21 protein-coding genes are annotated in these 26806 nt (G+C 34.3%); 4 read left to right on the top strand and 17 right to left on the bottom strand.

Annotation, left to right across the window (positions count from 1 at the left end):
- The 8 genes from TD29_RS08845 to dnaK all read right to left on the bottom strand — a co-directional run.
- Positions 1 to 4042: vWA domain-containing protein (locus tag TD29_RS08845; protein ID WP_040280106.1), on the bottom strand; the 4042-nt coding region annotated here is incomplete at its 3' end.
- A 355-nt stretch (positions 4043 to 4397) separates the two neighbouring features.
- Positions 4398 to 4718, bottom strand: coding sequence for a YtxH domain-containing protein (locus TD29_RS08840; RefSeq protein WP_040280104.1), 321 nt, complete (start codon positions 4716 to 4718; stop codon positions 4398 to 4400).
- Between the two features lie 123 nt (positions 4719 to 4841).
- Complete coding sequence (locus TD29_RS08835) at positions 4842 to 6092, bottom strand: RNA polymerase sigma factor (RefSeq protein WP_040280103.1); 1251 nt, start codon at positions 6090 to 6092, stop codon at positions 4842 to 4844.
- Entirely contained in the window at positions 6092 to 6439 is a 348-nt protein-coding gene (locus TD29_RS08830) for a YciI family protein (protein WP_040280102.1), read from the bottom strand. The genes TD29_RS08835 and TD29_RS08830 overlap by 1 nt, the downstream gene beginning before the upstream one ends.
- Before the next feature lie 78 nt (positions 6440 to 6517).
- Positions 6518 to 7798, bottom strand: coding sequence for a HipA domain-containing protein (locus TD29_RS08825; protein ID WP_241485260.1), 1281 nt, complete (start codon positions 7796 to 7798; stop codon positions 6518 to 6520).
- A 78-nt stretch (positions 7799 to 7876) separates the two neighbouring features.
- A complete protein-coding gene (locus TD29_RS08820) occupies positions 7877 to 8824 on the bottom strand; it encodes an NAD(P)H-dependent flavin oxidoreductase (protein ID WP_040280101.1) in 948 nt (315 codons plus the stop codon).
- Positions 8825 to 8880: 56 nt separating this feature from the next.
- A complete protein-coding gene (locus TD29_RS08815; protein WP_040280100.1) occupies positions 8881 to 10110 on the bottom strand; it encodes a class I SAM-dependent rRNA methyltransferase in 1230 nt (409 codons plus the stop codon).
- 212 nt (positions 10111 to 10322) lie between these two features.
- Positions 10323 to 12230 carry a molecular chaperone DnaK gene (gene dnaK, locus TD29_RS08810; RefSeq protein ID WP_040280099.1) on the bottom strand — a complete coding sequence of 636 codons (1908 nt, stop codon included), beginning with the start codon at positions 12228 to 12230 and terminating at the stop codon, positions 10323 to 10325.
- A gap of 282 nt (positions 12231 to 12512) precedes the next feature.
- On the opposite strand from dnaK, the gene TD29_RS17885 reads away from it, so the two are divergent.
- Positions 12513 to 16070, top strand: a complete 3558-nt coding sequence (locus TD29_RS17885; RefSeq protein WP_052467039.1) for a choice-of-anchor I family protein — start codon at positions 12513 to 12515, stop codon at positions 16068 to 16070.
- 122 nt (positions 16071 to 16192) lie between these two features.
- On the top strand, positions 16193 to 17617 hold the full coding sequence (locus tag TD29_RS08800) for an L-serine ammonia-lyase (protein ID WP_040280098.1): 1425 nt from the start codon (positions 16193 to 16195) through the stop codon (positions 17615 to 17617).
- A gap of 37 nt (positions 17618 to 17654) precedes the next feature.
- On the opposite strand, the gene TD29_RS08795 is transcribed toward TD29_RS08800, so the two are convergent.
- The gene (locus tag TD29_RS08795; protein ID WP_040280096.1) at positions 17655 to 18134 is read right to left on the bottom strand and encodes a nuclear transport factor 2 family protein; all 480 of its coding nucleotides are present in this window, start codon (positions 18132 to 18134) and stop codon (positions 17655 to 17657) included.
- 104 nt (positions 18135 to 18238) lie between these two features.
- Here TD29_RS08795 and panB point away from each other — a divergent pair, with 104 nt between their 5' ends.
- Positions 18239 to 19057 (top strand): 3-methyl-2-oxobutanoate hydroxymethyltransferase, encoded by an 819-nt coding sequence (gene panB / locus TD29_RS08790; protein WP_040280095.1) that lies wholly within the window; start codon positions 18239 to 18241, stop codon positions 19055 to 19057.
- Between the two features lie 31 nt (positions 19058 to 19088).
- Positions 19089 to 19799 carry an RluA family pseudouridine synthase gene (locus TD29_RS08785; RefSeq protein WP_040280094.1) on the top strand — a complete coding sequence of 237 codons (711 nt, stop codon included), beginning with the start codon at positions 19089 to 19091 and terminating at the stop codon, positions 19797 to 19799.
- A gap of 15 nt (positions 19800 to 19814) precedes the next feature.
- Here TD29_RS08785 and TD29_RS08780 read toward each other — a convergent pair whose 3' ends face one another.
- From TD29_RS08780 to TD29_RS08745, 8 genes are all read right to left on the bottom strand, one after another.
- The gene (locus TD29_RS08780; protein ID WP_084203422.1) at positions 19815 to 20633 is read right to left on the bottom strand and encodes a sensor histidine kinase; all 819 of its coding nucleotides are present in this window, start codon (positions 20631 to 20633) and stop codon (positions 19815 to 19817) included.
- Complete coding sequence (locus TD29_RS08775; protein ID WP_040280092.1) at positions 20585 to 21295, bottom strand: hypothetical protein; 711 nt, start codon at positions 21293 to 21295, stop codon at positions 20585 to 20587. Before TD29_RS08775 ends, TD29_RS08780 begins: the two co-directional genes overlap by 49 nt.
- Positions 21296 to 21306: 11 nt before the next feature.
- Complete coding sequence (locus TD29_RS08770; RefSeq protein ID WP_040280164.1) at positions 21307 to 21831, bottom strand: hypothetical protein; 525 nt, start codon at positions 21829 to 21831, stop codon at positions 21307 to 21309.
- Positions 21832 to 21921: 90 nt separating this feature from the next.
- Entirely contained in the window at positions 21922 to 22770 is an 849-nt protein-coding gene (locus tag TD29_RS08765; RefSeq protein ID WP_040280091.1) for a 5-oxoprolinase subunit C family protein, read from the bottom strand.
- On the bottom strand, positions 22763 to 23494 hold the full coding sequence (gene pxpB, locus TD29_RS08760) for a 5-oxoprolinase subunit PxpB (protein ID WP_040280090.1): 732 nt from the start codon (positions 23492 to 23494) through the stop codon (positions 22763 to 22765). The genes TD29_RS08765 and pxpB overlap by 8 nt, the downstream gene beginning before the upstream one ends.
- A 7-nt stretch (positions 23495 to 23501) precedes the next feature.
- A complete protein-coding gene (pxpA, locus tag TD29_RS08755; RefSeq protein ID WP_040280089.1) occupies positions 23502 to 24236 on the bottom strand; it encodes a 5-oxoprolinase subunit PxpA in 735 nt (244 codons plus the stop codon).
- Positions 24237 to 25448: an Nramp family divalent metal transporter gene (locus TD29_RS08750; RefSeq protein ID WP_040280087.1), complete on the bottom strand. Its 1212-nt coding sequence runs from the start codon at positions 25446 to 25448 to the stop codon at positions 24237 to 24239.
- Positions 25441 to 26559: a DUF2891 domain-containing protein gene (locus TD29_RS08745; protein ID WP_040280086.1), complete on the bottom strand. Its 1119-nt coding sequence runs from the start codon at positions 26557 to 26559 to the stop codon at positions 25441 to 25443. Before TD29_RS08745 ends, TD29_RS08750 begins: the two co-directional genes overlap by 8 nt.
- Positions 26560 to 26806: the final 247 nt, after the last annotated feature.

Here is a 26806-nt window from a genome sequence, read left to right as displayed (position 1 = left end):
CTGGTGTAACTTCATATGCTGATACGGTTAAGACTGTTTTGTATGAACATCCATTTACATCTGTTCTTGGGATATCATAAGAGCCTACTGCATATTCTGTACCTTCATAATTAAATGTACTCCCTACACAAACTTCTCCTGCAGCTGTGTCGTCTGGTGTAACTTCATATGCTGATACGGTTAAGACTGTTTTGTATGAACATCCATTTGCATCGGTTCTTGGAATATCATAAGAGCCTACTGTATACTCTGTACCTTCATAATTAAATGTACTCCCTACACAAACTTCTCCTGTAGCTGTGTCGTCTGGTGTAACTTCATATGCCGATACGGTTAAGACTGTTTTGTATGAACATCCATTTCCATCGGTTCTTAGAATATCATGTGATCCTACTGTATACTCTGTACCTTCATAATTAAATGTACTCCCTACGCAAACTTCTCCTGTAGCTGTGTCGTCTGGTGTAACTTCATATGCCGATACGGTTAAGACTGTTTTGTATGAACATCCATTTGCATCTGTTCTTGGAATATCATGTGATCCTACTGTATACTCTGTACCTTCATAATTAAATGTACTCCCTACGCAAACTTCTCCTGAAGCTGTGTCGTCTGGTGTAATTGGATAAATTTCTATATCATCACTTGCAGAATTTGAACACCCATTTTCATCTACAAAATCATAGGTTATTGTATGAACCCCTGCTCCAACGACTGCAGGATCAAAACTATAAGTCATTCCATTACCATCATCTGTTACACCTACTCCAGAATAGACTCCACCTTGTGGAATACCACCATATAAATCGCTTTGCACACCTACTTCTAAGCACACATCTTCGGGTGCAGTAAAATTGACTATTGGTAGTGTATTAACTGTTAACTCAAATGTTGCTGTAGCTGCAGTACACAAACTGCCTTGAGGATCTGGATTATTAGTTACTACTGTTATTGTAACTACATTACCTTCGTCCCCAACTACTGGTGTATACATAAAACTAAAAGGAGATGTTGTTGCTGAATAGACATCTAATGCTCCTGCTCCATCTGTTGTAATACTTTCAACAGCTGTAGCACCTCCTCCAAATGTATTTCCGAAAATTGTTATAGGAGTGTCCACACACGTTGCTTCAATTCCTGTAGACAAAGCTAATGTTGGTGGATTATCACAAATTACAATTACGTCTACTATAATATTTCTTACGTCAATAATGCAAGAATTATTAGGATGAGTAATGGTTACCTCGTATGTTCCCGCATTGGCTGAAGTAACCACACCAAAATCAAATGTTTGCCCATTTGGACCAGATTCGGTTGGTGCTATTGAAACTGGGCCTGAACCATTATCAAAAGTCCATGTATAGACCAAATCGTTTGTAGAATCTATAGCTGATGGTGCAAAATAATCAGGAGTAAAAGGCGTTGTCGTACTATAAACATCTGTAGATATAGAAGTTGCATCAGAATTAAGGATAAAGGAATCTCCTTGATTAAGAACTATAGTTCCATCAATTAATGTATCTTCTAAATAATTTACTGGTGTAATTGTAGCTGTAGTATTTAATTGACCTCCATTAGCATCATTTGGTACACCTAAAAAATTAACATCTGTTTGCGTAATATTATTAGAACTTCCACCATTACTACCTCCAGTTAAAATATTTGGTGCAGGTAAATTTTGAAAAGCCTCCAACGCGTCGGGACAGCCATCATTATCGCTATCTGTATCAATATTATTTGGTAGACCGTCACCATCTGTATCATCACAGTCTGTTGAAGTTAACCTCATAAAGTCTATATATAATGACTCATCACCAGAATCATTAGGTCCAGTAGTAGCTTGTAGTCCATAAAAAATATCTCCGCCATTATATACAAAAGAGGCATAGAAATCTTTCCAATCATCTGCATTTCCTTCTCGAAAATTTGTAGAACCCCAAGATCCAGGGAGCACTGTTTCTGTAGGAGTCGAAGGTATTGTAGCACTCGTCACAACACCGTTTCCATACCAAATATTAAGTGTTGTATCATCGTCAGATTTTCTACCTGCAAAATAATTAAAACCTGGAGCATACTTAACTGTAACATTCAAAACATCTCCTACCATTACACCTTTATCAGCCAATTCGGAAGCTGTCAAGGTTACAAAAACACCATCATTAGCATATGTATTTGTTCCTGGAATATTATTTTTTGCTTGTAACCAAGCAAATGAATCTCCTTGAGGTACAGCATACCATGGAGAATCTATAGCATCTGCTGCATAATCTGGGGTTCCTAAAGTAAAATCCACATCATCTATAACCAAAAAGTTGAAATCTGAGAACCAATGATTACGAGGATCACCTTCGGGATAAATAGTCACTCTCTCTTGCTGCCCATCAAATCCAATAGGTATAATTAAATTTATTCCACAATCATCATCATCTAAAATACCATCATTATCATCATCTAAGTCACAGATATCGTTGATACCGTCACCATCTGTATCAACTCCCGAAGGATCTGTACAAGGATCTACACAATCAACAACTTCTACGCTATTAGTTGCAAAACATCCATTATCAATATCTGTTACTGTAAGCACGTATTCTCCTACTTCATTTACAGTGATATCTTCGGTTGACTCACTAAAACCATTTGGTCCACTCCATGAAAACGATAAATTTGAATTTACATTTGTGGAACTTCCTGAACCATCTATGTTAACTTCTAAAGTCGAACAATCTAATGCTACATCTGCTCCTACTAATGCAATTGGAACATCTTTATTAACCGTTACTGTGGTTTGATCCACTTCACTTATACAGCCAGATGAGCTATCAGTAACTATTAAACTATAATCGGTAGTTATTATTGGTGTCGCTGTAGGTTGAGCTAATGTAGCATCATCCAAACCTGTTGATGGTGTCCATAAATAGGTATAACCTGTTTGGGCGGCTGTTCCTAATTGAACACTCGTAATATTACAATCTATTGTATGATCATCTCCTGCATTTGCAATTGGATCACTTGTTTCTATTACAACGCTCACGTTTCCTTCTAAGTAGCAACCGTCATCTGATTCAACTTTTACATCATATATTCCTGCGTCTAAATTGGAAATTGAAAATAAGACTTGTGCTGTTCCAAAAGGAGCTACATATGTTGGACCACCTGTCACTGTTACTGTAAAAGGTCCTTGAGCAAGTGTAGTTAATTGTATATCTATAACACCATCTGAAGCTCCTTCACATATTGTAGAACCTTCACTCTCTACAATTATTGAGCAAATGTTATTTGCTATATTTCGGAAACAAGCTGCAAGATTTGCAAAATTTGGATCTATTTCATAGTCTGAATCTGAGATTTGATCTCCAACACCAGGATTGTATTCATTTGTTCCAGTTATACTTGGAATGTAGGTAGCATCAACATTTCCAACACCTAACACAAACATATGTGTGTTTTTTGCTTTTATCAAATTGGCAACTATAGCTGCATTATAAATCTCAGCCTCTTCTGTCTCAGCACCATCATCACAAAAATCATAACTTGATCCTGGATTATTAGCATTTGGTGAATATGTAGTGGGCTTACCATCTGTAAACATTAACAGTAGGTCTGCATTTGGTAAAGCATTTGCCCGCAATAAAGCGGCTTGCCAATTAGTACCTCCTAGTTGATTGTTAGAAAAATTATCTGGTGTATAAGTATTACCATTAAACCCTACATTATCGTCAAAATAATCCTCCATATCAGGCAAAACACTCGCTACTGATCTATAGGTTGGTACAACATAATTAGCTACAGAACCAAATTCTATAATAGCCACATTAACTGGTTTGCATTCTAATTCAGTAAGAAAAGCTAAAACACCATCTTCAACCTGATCTTCGAGCGTTTGAGAATCTATAGAATTAGATTCATCTATTATTAATATAACATCAATTTCATCCTCACAATTTACCAACATATCTGGATTGATACTTACGGGTATTGTAGGACAATCATCACAACCTCTACCAGGAATATCCTCGCAAAACGTTTGTGCAGATGTCATAAAAAAACTTAGACTCAATATTGCAAGCAATAGTGATCTTTTACCCAACAATATATTGTTTGGGCAACAATACATGATGTGTGAAATAATAGCAATGATTTTCATAGTGTTTTAGTTTAAATGTTAAACCACAACAGTATAGAAAAGTCATACGTAGACTTGGTTGATGTCGCTATTAATCAACCATATTTAAAATGCTATTATTTCATTCTTATTTCTAATAATCTAGAAATAAGACGTTAGGGAAAGCTGTAAATATAGATGTATTATATTTGAGTATAGAAATTAATTCGTTGAAATACATTGTTTTACTGTGGAAATGTAAACAATACAAAAATTATCTAAACAATGATTTTCAACTTGTCTTTTGTAATGTTTTATTTTTTTCTTTTAAAATTGCTAATTGCTTTTCTAAGAATGTAATGGCTTGTTCTGTCTTATAACTTGTTTTAGACGCTATATCATTAAATTCTCTTTTTAAAACGTCTTTCCCAGAATTCGCAGCTTTGGATAAATCATCTTTAACTTCAGTTAAATCACTAGATAATTGTTCTTTTATCTCTTTGCTTTCTTTTTTCAGCTTTGCTCTTGTAGCACTTCCTTTTTCCGGAGCTAATAAAACACCAGCTGCTGCACCAATTAACACTCCTAATATTATAGTTCCTTTATTAATCATAATTTATTTTTTTAGTTTAGCGTATTTATATATCAGTAGTAAAACTCATTACAATGTTACAAACAAACTCTATACCAAATACTTGAAAGTTGATTGGCTCACATCATTTTAGCCTGAGAACTTTCAAAAATTATATGTATTTAACCATCTTAATTTTTTTTGCTCAAGAAATGCTTTTTCAAAACTATTTGTAACCGTATTGATTGCTAAGTCTAAATATTTAATAGCTTTATTACAATTATTTATGACATAGAAATAATCTGATTTTGCTGCGTAAAACAGGTACATTCTCTGGGCAAAATCTTCAGGATTAAGTTGATTAAATAATGATTCTGCCTCTTTATAACTAGAGTTTTGCACACAAATTACTGCCATTGTTAAAACGTGTATTGGCATTGGTTGTAGTTGATTGAGTTGTTCGTACCAGTATAAGATTTTATTCCAATTTGTGTCCTTAAAAGTTTTAGCTTGTAGGTGTTCTGCAGCAATTGCAGATTCAAAATGATAATGTGAAAAGTTAGTCGTTTCTACTGCTTTGTTCATCATCGAATTCCCTAATGCAATTAATGGAAAATGCCAAAGACTTCTATCTTGATGTTTTAAATCTAAGAGTTCATTTTCAGAATTAATTTTAGCATCTAATCGAGATGAATGAAAACACATTAGTGCAAAAAGAGCGTAAACGTCTGGTGTTCTCAAAGATTCTCGTTTTAATAGTAACTGGCATAATCGCATGGCCTCACCACATAAATCTTTACGAATTAATTGCTGTTGAGAATTAGAATGAAATCCTTCATTGAAAATAAGATATAAGACTTCCATGACGCTTTCTAAACGATTTTGAAGCATTTTACCTTGAGGAATCCGGAACCTTAAATCGTTTTTTAGAATTGATTTTCTTGCTCGTGATAAACGCTTTTTTATAGTGTCCTCTTTGGTTAATAATGCAGAAGCTATCTCTTTAATACTAAATCCTGAAACCGTTTTCAATGCAAATGAAATACGATCTCTAGGATCTAGTTTAGGATGACAAGCTGTGAAGATCATTCTCAATTGAGCATCTTCTATTTCGGTATCTAAAAATAATTCACTGATGGCTATGGTTTGAATGCCATGCGTAAGGTTAGGTGAATAATTTGTTTCAGATTTGAGCTTTCTAAAAATATCAACAACTCTATTTTTTGCTGCTTGAGTTAGCCATGCTTCTGGGTTTTCTGGTTGTTTAGTTCTCCAACTTATACTGACTTTTAAAAAAGTATCTTGTACAGCATCTTCAATAATCTCTAAATTAGTAAATCCAAAAATTCGGATTAAAACAGAGACCATCTTACCACTATGATGACGAAATAGATGGTCTATGTTATTGTTATCCATTAGTTGTCAAATACCATAATTTCACGTATTTCTACTGTATTTCCTAAATCGTAGTCTGGGAAATCTTTGGCAATCTCTTGCACTTCATCAAAATCTTTTGCTTTAATCAAGTAAAAACCACCTACAATCTCCTTAATTTCTGCAGAGGTTACATCGGTCACGGTTCTATTTTTACCAGTAATACGCCTAATTTTAGGTGTTAAGGCTTCACCTCCATTCAAAATACCTGCTTTTTCCATTTTTGCTCCCCAAGCAAACCATTTTTCCATTCTGCCTTGTAACTCATCTGGTGATAAACCTAAATCAACGTACTCTTTACCGACAAAAATCATCATAAAATTTTTCATAATCTTTAAAATTTGATTGTTTATACTATTAAGACGTATCTCGAATAATAAAAGGGGACATTTTTTTGAGTTAATGTATTAGTTTTTCATCTCACATTCAAAACACTGCATTACATGTGATGGTAAATTTAAGTCTTCAGAGCCTTTCAAAGGTTGGTCAAGCTCACCTTGGTTATCCACTTCCTGTTTTAAGGCTCTAGCATATTTTAAAAGCTTATCTCGCCTACTTTTAATTTTAGTTGCTATCTCTTCTCCATTGAGTTCTATAATATTTTTAGGCCATACCAAAAGTGCTTGATCTATCACATCATCAGTCAATACCTTTTGAATATGTAAGGCTTCGTTAACAAATAAACTTTCAGGACTATTTAAGAGAAAATACCGATCAAACGGATATACTAAACCTTCTATATAATCAATATCATCTTCAAAAGGCCTAAGTTTTGGTACTACATTTTCATTAGATAGTATTGATGGAATAATGCCATCTGTATCAAAAAACGCATTATCTCTGTCACCTGCAATGGGTATCGCCAAATACTCATTTGCTTTCTTTTGCACAGCCCAACCCCATTGTTTAGAATGTCTATCCCAATCTCCTATCAAAAAATCGAATAATCGCAATCTTATCAAGCCTTGTTTATCAATGCTTAAGTTCTCGCCAAACTCTAGTTTAAGTTCCTGTAATCCTTCAGTCTCAACAATGGTAATGATATCACGATAATCTGTCCAATTCACATCACTTTCAGTTTCATATTCTAATAAAAACATCCGGTTGCCAAATTTGGTGTTAAAATCTTTGAGGAGTTTTTGTTTTGGAAGAAATACAACTTTAGGATGTGTATGTAACACCTCTAAAGTTTCAGATAATTTGGCTGCTAAAAGTGCTCCATAAGGATGCTGTGCAGAAATTCCGTCAACAATAATGTTTTCGAGACCTAAGGTTTTAGCAAATTCTGGAACAAGAGCTTGAGGATCTTTATTTATGCTTCTCAAAGTATACATGATACCATTGTTAGCTTTTAATTTTAACGAATGCGTTTGTTTCCCTCCTCCTTCTTTAATAATAGTTGCACCACCAAACAAGGTATCTAAAAACAATACAGGAACTTTTATAGGAGCCGCCCAAACGTCTCGATAATGTTCTCCTTGCATTAAAATTTTAACTTCATCAGCATCATATAAGGTAGTTGCAGCAACCATTACAGAGTCGTAATCCTTAAAATTAATCGAGTTTACATTTTCGATATTGATGAGTTCGCTTCGTTTATTGTTTTTATCTGTGCTTGATAACGACCAATACATTAACATGATAAAAACAACGGTAGCTACGATAAATCCAATGAGTAATTTCTTCAAGTTATAAGATAAAAGTTATGGATTAAATTTAACCTTATTTATTGAAGTAACAGAACTCTAATCTTAATTAATTTGGTTTTAGTTCACCAAATTAGCAACAATAGCTTTAACGGGAAGAATTTCTTTAGTATGCTCAATACTTGGTCCTGCAACCCAAACCGTTTTATATGTTGCTTTTTTGGCTGCATTTTCGGTAGCTTTCATTCCTATTGAAAACCGTACCATTTTCACCCATTTCTTTAAACTCTTATTTTTATTGAGTAAACTTTCTAACCAAGTGGCTTTAGTTCCTATTTTTTGTACATAAGGTGTATTGATTACTGTACAAGGTGTGCCAGAAATACGTTCTGTCATTATAATATCTTTTTCACCATAATCAACGCAAGCTTGTTTATATTCTTCTGTAACTCCAGCTTCTATTGATGCTATAAACGGGCTCCCAACACTAACGCCTTCGGCACCATAACTAAGCATTGTATCAATATCTGCTCTACATCCTACACCACCTGCAGAAATCACAGGAATACTAAGTTCTTTACTGAGTAAGTTGGTTAATTCTTCTGGAGACAAATTACCTCTATGACCACCAGCTTCATTATTTACAGCTATGGCTGCATCTGCTCCTAATTGTTCTACTTTTTTAGCAAATCGTAAATCGGTGACATCACAAAACACTTTAATACCAGCAGCATGAGCTTGATTTATAGTTTCTTCTGGACTACCAAGAGAGGTAATAATAAAATCACAACCTTCATTACAAATTACTTCTAATTGGTCTTTATATTTAATGTTAGATTTATTTACAATCAAATTAAACCCAAATGAACCGCCTTCAACTTTATTCGATTTTAATTCACGAATTGCAGCACGAAGCTCATCAAGCGTTCTATAATTTAGGGCTGGAATACAACCTGCAATCCCGCCCTTCATAGCTTCTGTTACCATGGCAACATTAGACACTAAAAACATTGGCGCTTGTATAATTGGGTATGTTATATTTAAGAGTTGTGTGATTTTGGTTTGCATAAATATTAAATTGAGTACTACAAATATAATAAATATTATGCATGCATAGTAGTTTACTAGTCTTGAAATCTATAATATCCGGTTTTTAAATAGGAGCCTTCAGGAAAACCAACAGGATGGTCAATATCATGTTGCGTTTTTTGTTCTACAGAAAATGAACGTTTAGTAGATATTAACGTTTGTTCATTAATATCATAAAATGCTCTAGCTGTCACTCTAGACGAACATGACGCTAGTACTAACAAGCCTTCTCTAGCAGTAAGTTTCTCTCCTAATCGAGCTAATTGTGCATACTTTTTTTTAGCAAGTAGAATTTCAGATTGTTGTTTGGCAAAACTTGGCGGATCGATAACAACCACATCAAATCTTTTTCCTTCGGAAATGAGCTGCTCCAATATTTTAAAAGCATCACCAGCAAGTGTGATATGTTTACCAGAATACGTATTTAATGTCCCGTTTTGAACTGCTATTTCTAAGGCTTGTGAACTTATATCTAAGCTAGACACTTCTTTTGCTCCATTGGCAAGTGCATGTACTGAAAATCCGCCAGCATAAGAAAACACATCTAAAACGGTTTTGTTTTTACTTAACAATCCTACTTGACGTCTATTCTCTCTATGATCTAAAAAGTAACCCGTTTTATGACCTTTAATCACATTTGCCGAAAACTTAACGCCATGTTCTACAAATTCTACCACCTCATTTTCTAGAGTTCCATAAACCACTTCTCCATCTTTTAGTTGATGTGAGCTAGATTGTTGAAGACCACGACTCAATCTAATAACTACGGTTTTGCAACCAGATACATGCACTAAACTTTCTAAAATAGTGTTTAGATAAGGTAGCCAGATTTCAGAATAGAGTTTTACCACTAAAACAGAATTATAAACATCTGCAATGAGCGAAGGGAAACCGTCGTTCTCTCCAAATAATAATCTGTAACTAGTGGTTTCGGTCTTTAATAATGGAAGACGTTTTTGATATGCATTTTCAATGTTCCGAAGAAAAAAAATAGCATCTATTTGTGTTGGTTTCCCTTCATTATAAATCATTTTAATTCTTATTGGAGACTCGGCGTCGTATAAACCTATACCAATCATGCCGTTTTTACGCTTTCCGAAGATAATAGCTAAGTCACCACTTTTTGCATCTGCATTGAATTTCACAATACTTTCTGAAAACACCCAAGGATGTCCTTGTTGCACATAATTTTCTCCTTTTGCCGTTAGTTTTATGGCTAGGCGTTTGGGTAGAAGTGTCGTTTTAATAGATGCTGAAAATGTCATGTTTGCAAATTAACGAGTTTTATATATCATTTTAGCTGTATGCATAAAAAAACGCAATCATTTCTGATTGCGTTTTTTCAAATGTTAAGTAATATTACTTTGTGAGATGCTAAAAACTAGTTCAGCATGACGTTGTGTATATTTGAGATCCCAAAACTAATTTGGGAGCAGTGATTCGCTCAAGTTTTATGTTTCAAAACTTGGCTATCTACTTACTTCACTTCTTCGAAATCTACGTCTTCCACATCACTTCCTTCTGCTTCACCATTTTGGCTTGCATCTGGTCCTGGTTGACCTTGTGCTCCTCCTTGAGCTTCGGCTTGTGCTTTGTACATTTCTTCACTAGCTACTTTCCAAGCTTCGTTGATTTTATCTAAAGCTGGAGTTATTACTTCAACGTCTTTAGTTTCGTAAGCTTTTTTCAACTCTTCAAGTGCTTCTTCAATTGGTTGTTTTTTATCATCAGATAATTTATCACCAAATTCCTTTAATTGATTTTCTGTTTGGAAAATCATAGCATCTGCTTCGTTTAATTTCTTAGCGTTTTCTACTGCTTTAGCATCTGCATCTGCATTTGCTTCTGCTTCTTGCTTCATTTTAGCAATTTCATCTTCTGTTAATCCAGATGATGCTTCAATACGAATATCTTGCTTCTTCCCTGTTGCTTTATCTTCTGCAGAAACTTTAATGATACCATTAGCATCAATATCAAAGATAACTTCAATTTGAGGTGTTCCTCTTTGTGCTGGTGGAATACCATCTAAATGGAAACGACCAATTGTTTTATTATCTGCTGCCATTGAGCGCTCTCCTTGTAATACATGGATTTCTACTGATGGCTGATTATCTGCTGCTGTTGAGAATACTTGTGATTTCTTTGTAGGAATCGTTGTATTTGCTTCAATCAATTTTGTCATTACATTACCCATAGTTTCGATACCTAGAGATAAAGGTGTAACGTCTAATAACAATACATCTTTTACATCACCAGTTAATACTCCACCTTGGATTCCTGCTCCTAAAGAAACAACCTCATCAGGATTAACACCTTTACTTGGTGTTTTTCCAAAGAATTTCTCTACAGCTTCTTGTACTGCAGGAATACGTGTTGATCCTCCTACTAAAATAACTTCGTCAATATCACTTTTTGATAAACCTGCTGCTTTTAAAGCTGATGCACATGGCTCAATTGTACGTTTTACTAAATCATCAATTAACTGCTCAAATTTAGAACGTGTTAATGTACGTACCAAGTGTTTTGGTCCTGATGCTGTAGCTGTAACGTAAGGTAAGTTGATTTCTGTTTGCTCAGAAGATGATAATTCAATCTTTGCTTTTTCAGACGCTTCTTTTAAACGTTGTAAAGCCATAGGATCTTCACGTAAATCAATACTTTCTTCTCCTTTAAACTCTTCTGCTAACCAGTTAATGATTTTTTGATCAACATCATCACCACCTAAATGTGTATCACCATCTGTAGATAATACTTCAAATACACCATCACCTAATTCTAAGATAGATACATCATGTGTTCCTCCACCAAAATCGAAAACAACGATTTTTTGATCAACACCTTTTTTGTCCATACCATAAGCTAAAGCTGCTGCTGTAGGTTCGTTGATAATTCTACGAACTTTTAAGCCTGCAATTTCTCCAGCTTCTTTAGTTGCTTGACGTTGAGAATCATTAAAATAAGCTGGCACAGTAATTACTGCTTCACTTACTGATGTTCCTAAATAGTCTTCGGCAGTTTTCTTCATTTTTTGAAGAATCATAGCCGATAATTCTTGAGGTGTGTATAAACGACCATCAATATCTACTCTTGGTGTATCGTTATCACCTTTTACCACTGTATATGGTACACGTTCTGCTTCTTTTTTAGATTCAGAATATTTGTTACCCATAAAACGCTTAATAGAATAAACTGTTTTTGTTGGGTTTGTTACTGCTTGTCTTTTAGCTGGATCTCCAACTTTAATTTCTCCACCTTCTACAAAGGCAATTACTGATGGTGTTGTTCTTTTACCCTCAGCATTTGGGATAACTACTGGCTCGTTACCTTCCATTACAGAAACGCAAGAGTTGGTAGTTCCTAAATCGATTCCAATAATCTTACTCATAATTATATTTGTTTTAAAGTATTTCCTTTTACTTCGGAAATGTTATGTTCATTTTTGTTTACGTTTTCTATATGGCAATCTTTATGCCATGACAAAATATATGACATGATGTCATAATATGTAATTGTTAACTAAGCTTTAATTAATTAACACTACATATTGAGATTATTACGTCTTAATGGATTGACACACAAATTTGTTTAAGGTTTCTTAATCTACACTTTATTTTCTATAAACGTTTGGGTAATAATTTCACGAAAAAATTAATCCAACTATCTTATTATGAAAAAACTTGTACTCTTATTACTATTTCTTATCACTAATCAATTGTTTGCACAATTAGATAGTGGTGACATGGCATTTATAGCATTTAATGCTGATAATGACGATGATTTTGCAATGGTTACCTTTGTAGATATACCTGTAAACACAACGCTTTATTTTACGGATTCTGAATGGACCGGAACCGCATTTGGAACTGATGAAAATGACTTCTCTTGGAACTCTGGAAACTCAATTATTACAGCTGGAACAGTAATTACCTTTAACACTATTAGTGCTACCGTACCTTCAGTATCTGTTGGGACAATTACAGGAGAACCTGGAGGTATCTCTGCAAGTGCAGAAGCCATTTTTGTATTTCTAGTAAATGATGCCAACGAACCCAGAGTACCATCTACATTTATCGCTGCTGTAGCAAACTCTAGCTCTGGATATGGAAGTTTAGATGGTACTAACCTTATAGAGGGTACAACTGCCATAACTTACCCAAGCGGTACAGACGTTGCTCAATATGTTGGCCCTAGAACTGGCTTACAAGCCAATGGCTATTTAGTCGCTTTAAATGACATGACTAATTACACACTAGATGACGCAAGTGGTGACCAAAGCGCGTTAGTTTTACCTTTTGACACCACTTCTTTTGTAATGTCATCCATAGATACTACTGCACCTTCGGTTAGTACAGTTAATATAACTAGTGCAACAACTTTAGATATCGTATTTTCTGAAGACCTCACTCCTGTATCTGCAGAAAACTTAACCAACTACGCTATTACTAATGGTGTCACTATTACTACTGTTTCCTATAATACTAGTACTCATACTGCAACTGTGACACACTCTGGCTTCTTAACAGGTATTGCATACCAACTTACAGTTAATGATATTGAAGACTTGTCGTCTAATATGCAAAATGCGCCATTTCAAAGTGATGATCTATTTTTTAATACTCTTACATCAGGATTAGTTATTACTGAAATCATGTACAATACTGCATCAGATAATGATGCACTTGAATTTTTAGAAATTTATAACGCATCCTCATCTGCCATTAATTTAGGAGGTATACAGGTTAAAGACGAAAGTAATTTCATTTTTACATTTCCGCAGCAAACCTTAGCACCACAAGAAATCGTACTACTAGCAACCGATAAAACTACAGCAGATGCCTTTTATGGAGTTACTTTTTTAGATATGCCTCAAGGCATTTCTAATGCTTTAGGAAATGGTGGTGAAGTTTTACAGATACTAAACTCTGAACAAACTCTAATTTTTGAGATGGAATACAGTGACGATGAACCGTGGCCAACATCTGCTGATGGTGATGGACCATCATTAGAGTTGCAAAATCCAAATGGAAATTTTAATGAGGGTACAAACTGGGTTCCTGCAACAAATTTGGTTGGTATTGACAACGGATTTGATGTTTTCGCTTCTCCAGGAGTTTTTGAGCCAAATACAAATGTGGCACCAGAGATTACCTTTGCCGAAACTGTATATAATGTTTCTGAAAACGATTCTAGTATTTCTATTGTTATTGAAACTAGTACTGCATCAACAAATGACATTACCGTTGATGTCGCTTTGGTAACAGAATTGCAAACCGCAACATTAACTACAGATTTTACATTTACGAATCAAACTGTTACAATTCCTGCTAATAGCACTGCACCTATCACTTTAACCATTGAAATTATTGATGATATCACTTTTGAAGCCGATGAGTTATTTTTGTTAGAATTAACAAATCCTATCAACGCAACATTAGGCAGCAATACTGTTATTGGTATTTATATTCTTGATAATGATGTGGTAGTACCTGCTGCTTCCAACTTATTAGATATTAACTTTGCTACAAGCTATTTGGTAGATGATGCTGGTTCTGCTGAAATCTCTGCATATGATGCAGCCACACAACGTTTATTTGTATTAAACTCTACAGGTGCTAAGATTGAAATTTTAGATTTTTCAGATTTAACAGCAATCAATACCATAACCTCTATTGATTTATCTGCTTATGGTACAGAAGGACCAACAAGTGTTGCTACTCATAATGGATTTGTAGTTGCTTCAGTTTCAAATGGACCTACAGCAGATGGTATCGTTCTGTTTATGGATACAAATGGTACTATTACTTCTACTGTTACCGTCGGAAATTTGCCAGACATGGTCACGTTCTCTCCAGATGGTACAAAGGTATTGGTTGCAAATGAAGGCCAACCAAATAATGATTATACCATAGATCCGGAAGGCAGCATCACTGTAATAGACGTCACTGGCGGATTAGAAAATATTACACAAGCTAATGTTATACACATCAACTTTAATAATTTTGATGCAGATTTAGCGAGTTTAAAAGCTGAGAACGTTAGAATCTTTGGTCCTGGATCATCAGTATCTCAAGATTTAGAACCTGAGTATATTACGTTTTCTGAAGATTCGCAAACGGCTTGGGTCTCTTTACAAGAAAATAATGCAATTGGTGTTATTGATCTTACCACCAATACAATTACAGATATTATGCCTTTAGGCTTAAAGGATCATAGCCTATCCAGAAATACAATTGATACATCTAATGATACCAATTTTATTTTTATGGCTAATTGGCCAATAAAAGGAATGTATATGCCAGATGCCATTGCATCTTATAACATTGGAGACATTACATATTTAGTAACAGCAAACGAAGGTGATGCCAGAGAATACGATGCTTTTGAAGAAGAAGTATCTCTAGGAGATATAACGTTAGATCCTGCCGTTTTTAATAACCAAAATCAATTAGCATTAGATACCAATCTAGGAGCGCTTTCTATCACAAATGCAACTGGAGATATCGATAATGATGGAGATTTTGATGAAATCCATGTATTTGGAACTCGTTCGTTTAGTATATGGAACACAACAACTGGTGCATTAGTTTATGATAGTGGTGACGATTTTGAGCGTATTACTGCTGCAGATCCTATTTATGGAGCACTATTCAATGCAAGCAATAGTAATAATACGTTTAAAAATCGAAGTGACAATAAAGGCCCTGAACCAGAAGGGGTAACTGTTGCTCAAATTGATGGAGAATTTTACGCTTTTATCACCTTAGAACGTGTTGGCGGATTCATGACTTACAATGTTACAAATCCTGAAAACCCAGTTTTTGAGAGCTATGTGAATAATAGAGATTTAGGAAACGATGAAGGTGGTGATTTAGGTCCAGAAGGGATACTTTATATTTCTCCAGAAGATAGCCCTAGTAATACTGCATTAATTGTCTTATCAAATGAAGTAAGCTCTACTGTAAGCGTTTATTCTTTAGATAAGGTGAAATTAAGTAGTAATGAAATCTCTAGCACAGATAACAACTTGAAACTATTTCCTAATCCAAGTGCAGCCAACCAGACTGTGTTTTTCAATAAATTAGTAGATGTTACTCTATTTGACATTCAAGGTAGAGTGATTACATCTCAGTTACAAACGGGATCACTTAAAATACCAAATGTTATTTCGGGCACTTATATTTTAAAAACAAATACTGGAGAAACTAAAAAAATAATTATTAAATAAACCTCTAGTTTAAGTATTTACTAAAGCACTTTCAACATATTTGAAAGTGCTTTTTTATTTTATAATTGTGGTACTAAAATTCAATATATACTTTATATTTGCGCACTTAAACGATTTCGTAAATGGAGTGTATTTCTGTCTTTGACATGCTCAAAATTGGCGTTGGCCCATCAAGTTCTCATACATTAGGACCTTGGAGAGCTGCCGAACGTTGGATTAAAGATCTTAAACTTACCAAGAAATTTGATAAGGTTGAACACATAACAGTGGATCTTTTTGGGTCTTTATCTTTAACAGGTAAAGGTCATGCTACAGATTTTGCGGTTATACTTGGTTTAAGTGGTGCTGACCCTGAATATGTTCCTGTTGAATCAATTGATATAATTGTTGCTTCTGTAAAAAACACTAATACGCTTTTATTTAATAACGAACGTACCATAGAATTTGATATTAAAAATGATATTGTTTTTAATAGAAAATTTTTACCATTTCACTCTAACGGAATGACATTTACCGCAACAATTAATGGTAGACGTTATAAATCTACTTATTATTCTATTGGTGGTGGATTTGTAGTACAAGAAGAGCGCAAAGTTTCAAAGAAAAATAAAATCACCTTTTACTGTACATTTCCTTATCCTATTGAAAACGGCGTACAATTATTAAAATTTTGTCATCAACTAGATTTACCAATTTCTGGTGTTGTTTTAGAGAATGAAAAATCTATACGATCAATAGAGACTATAGATTCTGAAATTCAACGTGTTTGGGATACGATGTTAGAATGCATGTATGTTGGCTGTCACACCGAAGGCAATCTTCCTGGTGGCTTAAATGTAAGACGTCGTGCTTATGACATGCATCAAAAATTAAAAGGAGATGTGCCTTATACAAATCCAGTAGAATGGCTCTACTCTATTAGAGGAACTGAAGTAAAATTTAGACAAATCTTAAAATGGGTTAGCTGTTTTGCCTTAGCAGTAAATGAAGTTAATGCTTCACTAGGACGCGTTGTCACTGCGCCTACTAATGGTAGTGCAGGAGTAATTCCTGCTGTACTAATGTATTATTTGGTTATAGAAAACCACGATGCTAATTTTGAAGATATCAAACGCTTTTTACTTGTTGCAGGAGAAATAGGAAGTATCTTTAAAAAAGGAGCTACAATAAGTGCTGCAATGGGTGGTTGTCAGGCTGAAATAGGTGTATCATCTGCCATGGCTGCTGGTGCGCTTTGTGAACTCTCTGGTGGCACACCTGAACAAGTTTTAGTTGCTGCTGAAATTGCAATGGAACATCATCTAGGAATGACCTGCGATCCCATTGGTGGATTGGTTCAAATACCATGTATAGAGCGTAATGCAATGGGAGCCATAAAAGCTATCAATGCATGTGAACTCGCTTTAGATACAGATCCTAACAATGTAAAAGTGCCTATAGATAAAGTGGTGCAAACCATGTGGGAAACTGCAAAGGATATGAATACAAAGTACAAAGAAACTAGTGAAGGTGGTTTGGCTGTAGGTGTGCATTTATCGGACTGCTAATAGGTATTGCAAAGGCGCAAAGCTCACTCTTATATCTCTAATCTTTAAGGTGATTAAACTTGTCGTAATTACATTTTTTACGGCGTGTATCAATTAAATAAATAATTTTCCATTGCCCTTTTTCTTTAAATAACTGAAAGGAATTTACACCACAATGGCTAAAATTACCATCAAAATAAAAATTATAAGGCGTCCAGATATGTGCCATATGTCCATCGACTTGAATAGAATACTCTAAAATCGTTTCTCTAAATGTTTTTTCCTTCGGAATTGATACAATTGATTTTAAAAATGAAGAAAAGTCTGAAGTATTTAATACCGTCACTCCTTCTCTATTTTTTGCTATAGATTGCATTTTAATATCTTTATGAACTGTTTGCAAAATCATTATACTATCCTGTTTATGAAAGCCTTCAAAAAATTGTTGAATGGTTGCCTTGACTTTATCTTGTTCTGTAGTTTGCGAAAAAGAAAGGGTATGTATAAAAATTATAATGCAAAAGTTGAGGATTTTCATTCTTTAAAATTTCCGATGAATTATAAAATTAAAGGTTTTTAAGCTTCAGAATAAATAAAGTTTAAGAAATCTCTGTATTTTTACGAATTACTAAATATTACCACATGTCTGTAGCAAAAAAAGATTACAAAAGAGTTACCGTAAAATCTCTAGTAGAGATGAAGCAACATAACGAGAAAATTTCTATGTTAACTGCTTATGATTATACCATGGCAAAAATTGTTGATGGTGCTGGCATTGATGTGATTTTGGTTGGTGATTCTGCTAGTAATGTGATGGCTGGCCATGAAACGACTTTACCTATTACATTAGATCAAATGATTTATCATGCTTCCTCTGTAGTTAGAGCAATTGACAGGGCTTTAGTGGTTGTTGATTTACCTTTTGGAAGTTATCAAAGTGATCCTAAAGAAGCGCTACGATCGGCAATTAGAATCATGAAAGAATCTGGTGGACATGCCGTAAAGATGGAAGGCGGAAAAGAAGTAAAAGATTCTATAAAACGTATTCTAAATGCTGGAATTCCTGTTATGGGACATTTAGGCTTAACACCTCAATCCATTTATAAATTTGGAACATATACGGTTCGTGCCAAAGAAGAACAAGAGGCGCAACAACTCAAAGAAGATGCTTTAATGCTAGAAAAAGCGGGTTGTTTTGGTATTGTTTTAGAAAAAATACCTGCAAAACTAGCTGAAGAAGTTGCAAAAAGTGTGTCTATACCTGTGATTGGAATTGGCGCAGGAGGTGGTGTTGACGGACAAGTTTTAGTACTTCACGACATGATTGGCATGACACATGAATTCAATCCACGTTTTTTAAGACGTTACATGAATTTATACGAAGAAATGACTACTGCCATTGGACAATATGTTGACGATGTTAAATCTAAAGATTTTCCTAGTGATACGGAACAGTATTAGTATACAGTAAATAATAATTATTCTTGTTTTTGTGGCTAAACCTTCTGGAAAAATACTATCTAATACATCTAATCTTCAGGTTGTTTATGAAGACAACCATATCATAATCGTTAACAAACGTGCTGGCGATATTGTACAAGGTGATCGCACTGGAGATAAACCGCTAAGTGATGTAGTTAAAGACTATATAAAAGATAAATACAATAAACCAGGAAACGTGTACCTAGGTGTTGTTCATAGATTAGATCGACCAACAACAGGTATTGTGATGTTTGCCAAAACGAGCAAGGCGCTACCAAGGCTTAATAAATTATTTGCTGATAAAAAAGCCAATAAAACCTATTGGGCGATTGTTAAAAATGCTCCAGAGCAAGCTGAAGACACCCTAATTAATTGGTTAAAAAAGAATCCTAAAAATAATAAATCTAGGGCATTTCCGAAGGAAATAAAAGATAGTAAAAAAGCTATTTTGCATTATAAAACTTTAAAAGCATTAGATAATTATACGCTTTTGGAGATTGAGTTAGAAACTGGTAGACACCATCAAATTAGAGTTCAATTATCTAATATTGGATCTCCAATTAAAGGGGATTTAAAATACGGTTTTGACCGAAGTAACAAGGATGCAAGCATCAATTTACATGCTAGAAGATTACAGTTCATTCATCCTGTGTCTAAAGTAAACATTGATGTTATAGCAAATTTACCAAATGATCCAATATGGAACGCTTGTGAAGCTTAATATTATTCGTTTATTTTAATCAAACGGATACGTGAGTGTTAAGGTTACTCCTTTTTCAATTTGTGATTCTAGATCAAATTGAGTATTAATTAGTTTTGCCCTACTTTTCATGTTTATGATTCCAGATCCTTGTTCGGCCCATGTGATATCAAAACCTTTACCATCATCTGAGGCCTTAACGACTAATTGCTTTTCTTGATAATCTAAAACCACTTTAATTTCATCTGCTTCGGAATATTTAACCGAATTAGAAAAGAACTCTTGCAAAATTCTGAAAATGATGATTTCATGTTTCTTATTCTTAAGTTCTCTTTGGGTGCCGAGTATTTCTAATTCCGTAGAAGAAAAATCCATGCGCTTTAAGCGTTGCATTTCATTTTCAATTGAAGCTTGTAAACCAATATTTGATAATACTTCATTATTTAAGGATTTTGATAATGCTCGTACTTCCTTTAAACTATCTTTTACAATTTGAGTGGTTTCACTAACATTACTTTTTATGTTATCAGGAACTTTTGAATTTAAAGCATTGAGTTGCATATTGGCATAAGCAAGTAATTGACCAACATTATCATGCAACTCTCTACCAACATACTTTAAGGTTTCTTCTTGGATTTCGGTTTGAGATCTAGAGATTTCTTCATCAAATGCTTTTTGTTGCTCTATTTGTTTTAATAACAAACTGTTTTTTCGTTTCTGGAAGGTTACAAAAAACAAAATAGCCATTATACAAAGTAACAAGACTGCAAAAATAACATAAGCTATTAATGCCATTTGTTCTTCATTTATTGCTTGCTCTTCTTGAGCGAATACCAAAAACCAAACGTAAAGCATAAGTAGGTAAAAATGTTTATGATTAATAAAAATACATTTCTAAAATTAACAAAATCTGTATTTACCGCTTTAAAATAAGAATCAAATATAAAAAGAGGTGTTGCGCATAAATACCACAATAATAACGCAATGCTAATGTAAAATGATGGCATTTTTTTAAAGTTGAGTAATTCTTCACTTCTCATTAACTCAATAAAATATAAAATTACATATAAACATATAACTACGGTTCCTAATACAAATGCATAAGGAATAGATCTAGCAAAAAATGCATCGGTTAGAGTAAAAAACATAAACACAAAAACACTAAAAAAGATAAATACGACTCTAATAATATTTCTAAATAATTTAGTACTCATTAGATTTGAATAAAACAGCCCTATTAAACCTATTGCTAAAAAAGAATAGATATTATAGAGCCATCTATTGTTACAAAAATTACTGTTTTTAATAGCTATAAACCAGTTATAGTCATAATTGTGTTGCATGACATAAGTATATAATGCAACTACCTCTATGATAAATGTTATCCAGAGGTATATTACAAAAATCTTAATTACAGAATTTTTATTTTTTCTAATATAGAGTGTTCCTGCAAAAGCAGCAATAAACTCTAATACTTTTGTTATATAAATTCCATTATCAATTAAAAACGCTTTCAATAAGCTAGATATTATTGAGGGTAATTTACACCTGGAGGTGTACCTTCACCACCCATATCTAATCCTTTTGCTCCAGGAATATCACGACTTCCTCCACCTCCTTGAAGTGGTGCTAAGTTAAGAATTTTCCCTTCAGATGTCATAGGAGTTCCTGTTGGCACAAACAACATGGTTGTATAACCTGGCGCTTTTCCTGTTGCAGCCTTAGCTCCTAAATAAATTCTTACGCCATCCATATTATATTTTAAGCCATTAGCTTGTTTTTCGGCTATCGTTAAATAATTACGTAAATCTTCTAACGAATACCACGATGATCTATTATCTCCATCTGGCACTCCTCTAAAAAAGGCTTTAGTAACGGTATCGTACCTTGGATTGTAAGCTTCTGTTAATGTTGTAATTTCTTCTGGATTAATAATTCCACTTGGTGTTGGTGTTTCTGTCATATTATCTTTAGATTGATTGTTTACACAATAAAAATACATGGCTAAAGCGCCAAGAATAAATCCTAAAATTATTAATACTAGTTTTTTCATAATGTATTTGTTTTGAATTAATTGCGAGAGCAATGTATATAAAATCTTAATACAAAACTACTTTTTATGTTAAAATAAGTCTTTTTCCTACTAATTTAAACATTTAAACGCAATTTTACTACCAATAAACTGTTGAACGATACTATTAATTGACTTTTCAGTTAACTGTAACACCCTAGGATAACCACCTGTAGTTTGACAATCTCGCATTAAAATGATTAGTTTCCCTGATGGTGTCAACTGTACTGTTCCTGGTAGCACTAATGACGTTATCATACCACACAATGCATTATCAAAGGGTTCGTCTAACTGAAATGCCATTCGATTACTATCCTTCGAAATCGTAAATAAAGATTCAAATAATTGCTGCTGCTGACGCTCACCTAACAAACAAAACTCTGGACCTTTAAACACCTCAAAATTATAGGTTTCAAAGTGTGATTTGTTAATTTTTACAGATGCAAAAGTTTTATTGATATGGGCTGCAACTTTTAAAGTTGGCAAAACATCTCCTTTAAGCAACTTATAAGAAGCCGTAATACCTTTACACATGCTTCGGCTACCAAATTGCTCACGAGTTTGAAAACCTCCTAAAACGGCTAAATAAGAACGGTAACCATATTGGCAAGTTCCAAATTTAAGCTCATCGTTTGCTCGCACCTCATAGACTGTGTTATTTTTAATTGGCTGCATATTCAAAACAATATTCATATCTGCCCCTGTGACACAAATCAACGTCTCTCGACTAAAACTTAAATGCGGACCAACAGCCACACTCTCTAAAACCGCAGCATTACCATCATTACCAAGAATAGAATTTGCTAAAGCCGCAGAATACTGATCCATAGCACCAGATAATGGCACACCAAATTCTTGAACACCAACTCTACCTTGATCCTGAATTGAATCATACAATCCTGCTTTTAAAACCCTAACCATCAACCACCTCACTTTCTAAATTATAATCGCCTTGTTTAACCTGATGTAAAATAGCATCATATCTATCCCTAGAAATTGGCACAAACTCTATGCTATCACCTGCTTTAGCAAAACAAGGTGAGTCATTATTTGGCATAAATAAATCTACAGGTGAATTTCCAATTATATGCCATCCTCCAGGGCTTGCATTTGGGTAAATTCCTGTTTGTGCTCCTCCTATAGCAACAGCTCCTTTTTTAACCTCTCGTCTCGGACTTGTTTTCCTCGGAAAATGGAGTTGCTCATCCAATCCTCCTAGGTATAAAAAACCAGGTAAAAATCCAATAAAATAAACAGTATAAATAGGCTGAGAATGTAATTGAATAATTTCAGGAATTGACAACTTTTTTTCTTCGGAAATCTCAACTAAATCCAAACCGAATTCCTTTGTATAACACACAGGAATTTTAAATAATTTTGTTCTTGTTTTTTTTACTATCTTACGCTCTAAATAACATGCTTTAAGTGTTAAAATTTCATCATTGATATTATCAATAGTACACTTATAAATAATTAATAATGAATTATATGCGCTATTTACCTGAAGTATCGATTTAATATCTAAATTCAAGATTGATTTTTTAAACAAAAGCACATCCTCCAAGATAAACTCATTAATTTCTTGAGGCCATTCTATCAAAATTGAACGTTCTGAAAACCGCCGAAATTCCAATTCATAATCCATAAATTAATTAAGAAATATTAATATTATTTTCATCTAATTTGCGCCTTACATACAACAAATTTTCGATCACATTTTCACTATCACCATGCACACAAATTGTATCCACTCTTAAGGCCACCTCTACTCCATTTTTAGTCGTTACATTTCCGTAGTAAATCATATTAAAAACATGCTTAAAAATAGCCTCTTTATCATAAATTAACGCATCAGACTCACGTCGTGATACCAACGTTAAATCGGCATTATAATTTCTATCAGCAAAAGCCTCGTACATTATTTTCAACCCTTGCTTCATAGCTATTTTAGAAATAACTGAACCAAAAGGAACATACAAGATAAGCTGCGGATCAACGCTTTTTACAACATCAACCACTGTAGCTGCAACCTCAACATTAACCGAAGCGAGATTATACAAAGCACCATGCGGTTTTACATGATGCATTTTTAACTGCTGCGCTTCTGCGACTGACTTTAAACTTTCAATTTGAAATTTTATACTCTCATATAAATCACTTGACGACATATTCACCACCACTCTTCCAAAATTCTTTACATCTGGAAACGAAGGATGAGCGCCAATTCTCACACCATAAACTCCTGCCAACTCAACAACGCTTCGCATCGTATCAAAATCTCCAGCATGTCCACCGCAAGCAATATTACACGAAGAAATCAATGGCATCACAACAGCCTCATTACCTACACCTTCACCTAAATCACAATTAATATCTATCACGTTCATTTAAACCAATTCAAAAACCCTCAACACACTTTTAACCCCAAGAAACAATGCTATTCCAAAAATTACGAACCCAAAAACATTTTGAACAATCGAGTTTTTATACTTTCCAAGAATAGATGTTTTATTCATCACCCAAAGCAAAAAACCAGCAACAACAGGCAACAACAAACCATTTGCTACTTGAGCAAATTTTATAATTTCAATAGATTTAAATCCGATAGAAGACAACAAAACACCCAACCCTAAAATAAACATCCACACCAATCTAAAGTTTAGAGATTTCATATTAGAACTCCAACCCAAGCAACCTGTTGCCACATAAGCCGCAGCCAAAGGCGCAGTTATCGCACTTGTTATTCCTGCAGCAAACAAACCTACAGACAAAAAACACTTGGCATAATCGCCAAACAAAGGCTCTAAACCTCTTGCCAAATCTGCAGCATTTTGAACATCACCTCCTCTAATCGCAGCAGCCGAAATAATAATACACATAGACACAACTCCTCCAAGAATCACAGCAATAATCGTATCCTTTCTTGCAAATTTTAAATCTGACGGGTTTTTCCACTTCTCTTTAACTAAAGACGCGTGTAAGAATAAATTATAAGGAACCACTGTTGTTCCAACTAATGCAATTACAGTTATAACGTTTTCCGAAGAAAAATTAGGGACAAACAAACCTTTAAACACTTGTGAAAGATTAGGTTTTGTCAATATCGCAGTCACCATAAACGCCAAGCTCATCAACACAACCAATGCTACCAAGGCTTTTTCAAGCACCTTATAATTCCCCATGTACAGCAATACAAAAGCAACCACTCCAATTACAATACTCCAAAGTGATGCATTTGCATCTAAACCTCCCGACAAAGCTTGCAACCCTAAAACTCCACCACTAATATTCCCAGCTTCATAAGCCGCATTACCAATAACGATTGCCGACAAAATCAAAACCACAACCAACCCTTTTAAAAACGGATTTGAAATCTCAGCTCTAATCACTTCAGACAACCCTTTTTGAGACACAACACCTAAACGCGCAGACATTTCCTGTAAAACAATGGTAGCTGCAATTGACAATAACATAGCCCAAAGCAAGGTAAAACCATGAGTAATCCCAGCAATTGTACAAACGGTTACGGTTCCTGGACCAATAAAAGCCGCAGCAACTAAAGGCCCAGGACCTATATTTTTAAGCCAGTGCTTAATCACGATCTACTGAGTTTAGCGCATAAATAGCAAAACTCCCTAACCAATGCCCACCTTCGTAACCATCTCCAACAATACTTGGCAATGAGTAATTTATATGCTGATTAGCTATGTTTTTAAGATGATTATATTCTGGCAAATCTCTAGCTATCTCATTTAAACTCCACGCTCTCGAAAAATTCACACCATCTAAATGCACAAGTTTTCCGTCGGTGCGATCACTTACCCTCCCTGTTTCTAGTGTAAAATTTTCATCTTTTAGCTGCGGAAGAAATTCGCGAAGCCAATTTTTAAAGTCTCGAGCAGGCAACACACGCTTCATCAACGCTGCCTCTTCAAAACACGGTGAGAGAAAATCAAATCCGCTAGGCTCCCAACTCAAAGGACAATTAGCATCGTTCATGTAAAAATCTTTTGCTCGTTGCTCTATTAATGATTGTAACTGCTCATCTCCTAAAGTTTTTGCATAATCATAGGCGAATGACAAGCCAAAAGCAGTGTTAGGATGCTCTCCTACTCTAATTGGGTAATTTAACTTCGGAAGAAAATCCATGTATTTCTCTACAATCAAATTTGTGAGAGGCTGCAAATTAGACTCTAACTCTTTAGAAATAGGATCATTCCACTTGTGGAGTTCTTCGGTTAGTTTTAATAACCAAGCCCAACCATATGTGCGCTCGTATGTTGTGTTATATTTTCCGAAGAAATAATCAACTTCTGCTTTTATATTTTCTTGAGATAGATTTTCTAGCAGCATGCTTTTAATCTCATCTGCATTTTCCAAATTCGGATACTGCCTTAAAAGACTCACCAAACTCCAATGTCCATGAACTGCAGAATGCCAATCAAAACAACCATAAAACGCAGGATGCAAATCTTGAGGAGACTTCAAATCATCACCACTACCTATAGTTTGATTTAGCTTATTTGGATATTCAGTTTGAATGCAACCTATCGGTAATTTAGACAAATTAAAAGCCTCTTCTAAATTGATAACAGGTGTTTTAAACTGCTTTACTTCAACTTTTTCTTTAATATCTTTATTTTTCTTTTCTTCGGAAGTATTACAACTCAAAACAAGGAATACTAAGCTTAATAAGTAATAGTTTTTCATGTTATAAATTTAGGCTTTTATATTAAAACAACATGGCTACTATGAAGTCATCTTAGCTTTTAGCATTTAAAACCGCCAAGTTAAATTAGTCACTATTATTTAAATTATTAATAGGTTCAATCGCATTAAAAGGGACCACGAGCATCTGTTTTATTGCATTCTTTAAAAAAGCTGAACGATTTTTAATAATTCATTCTGACTATCTTGTTTTCGGTGTATTTTGACGAAAAAAATTAACACTAAGATT

The sequence above is a fragment of the Psychroserpens damuponensis genome (genome assembly GCF_000826655.1).
GTDB lineage: Bacteria > Bacteroidota > Bacteroidia > Flavobacteriales > Flavobacteriaceae > Psychroserpens > Psychroserpens damuponensis.
The sequence above is the reverse complement of the archived record's forward strand: the minus strand, read 5'-3'. Positions and strand labels throughout refer to the sequence as shown.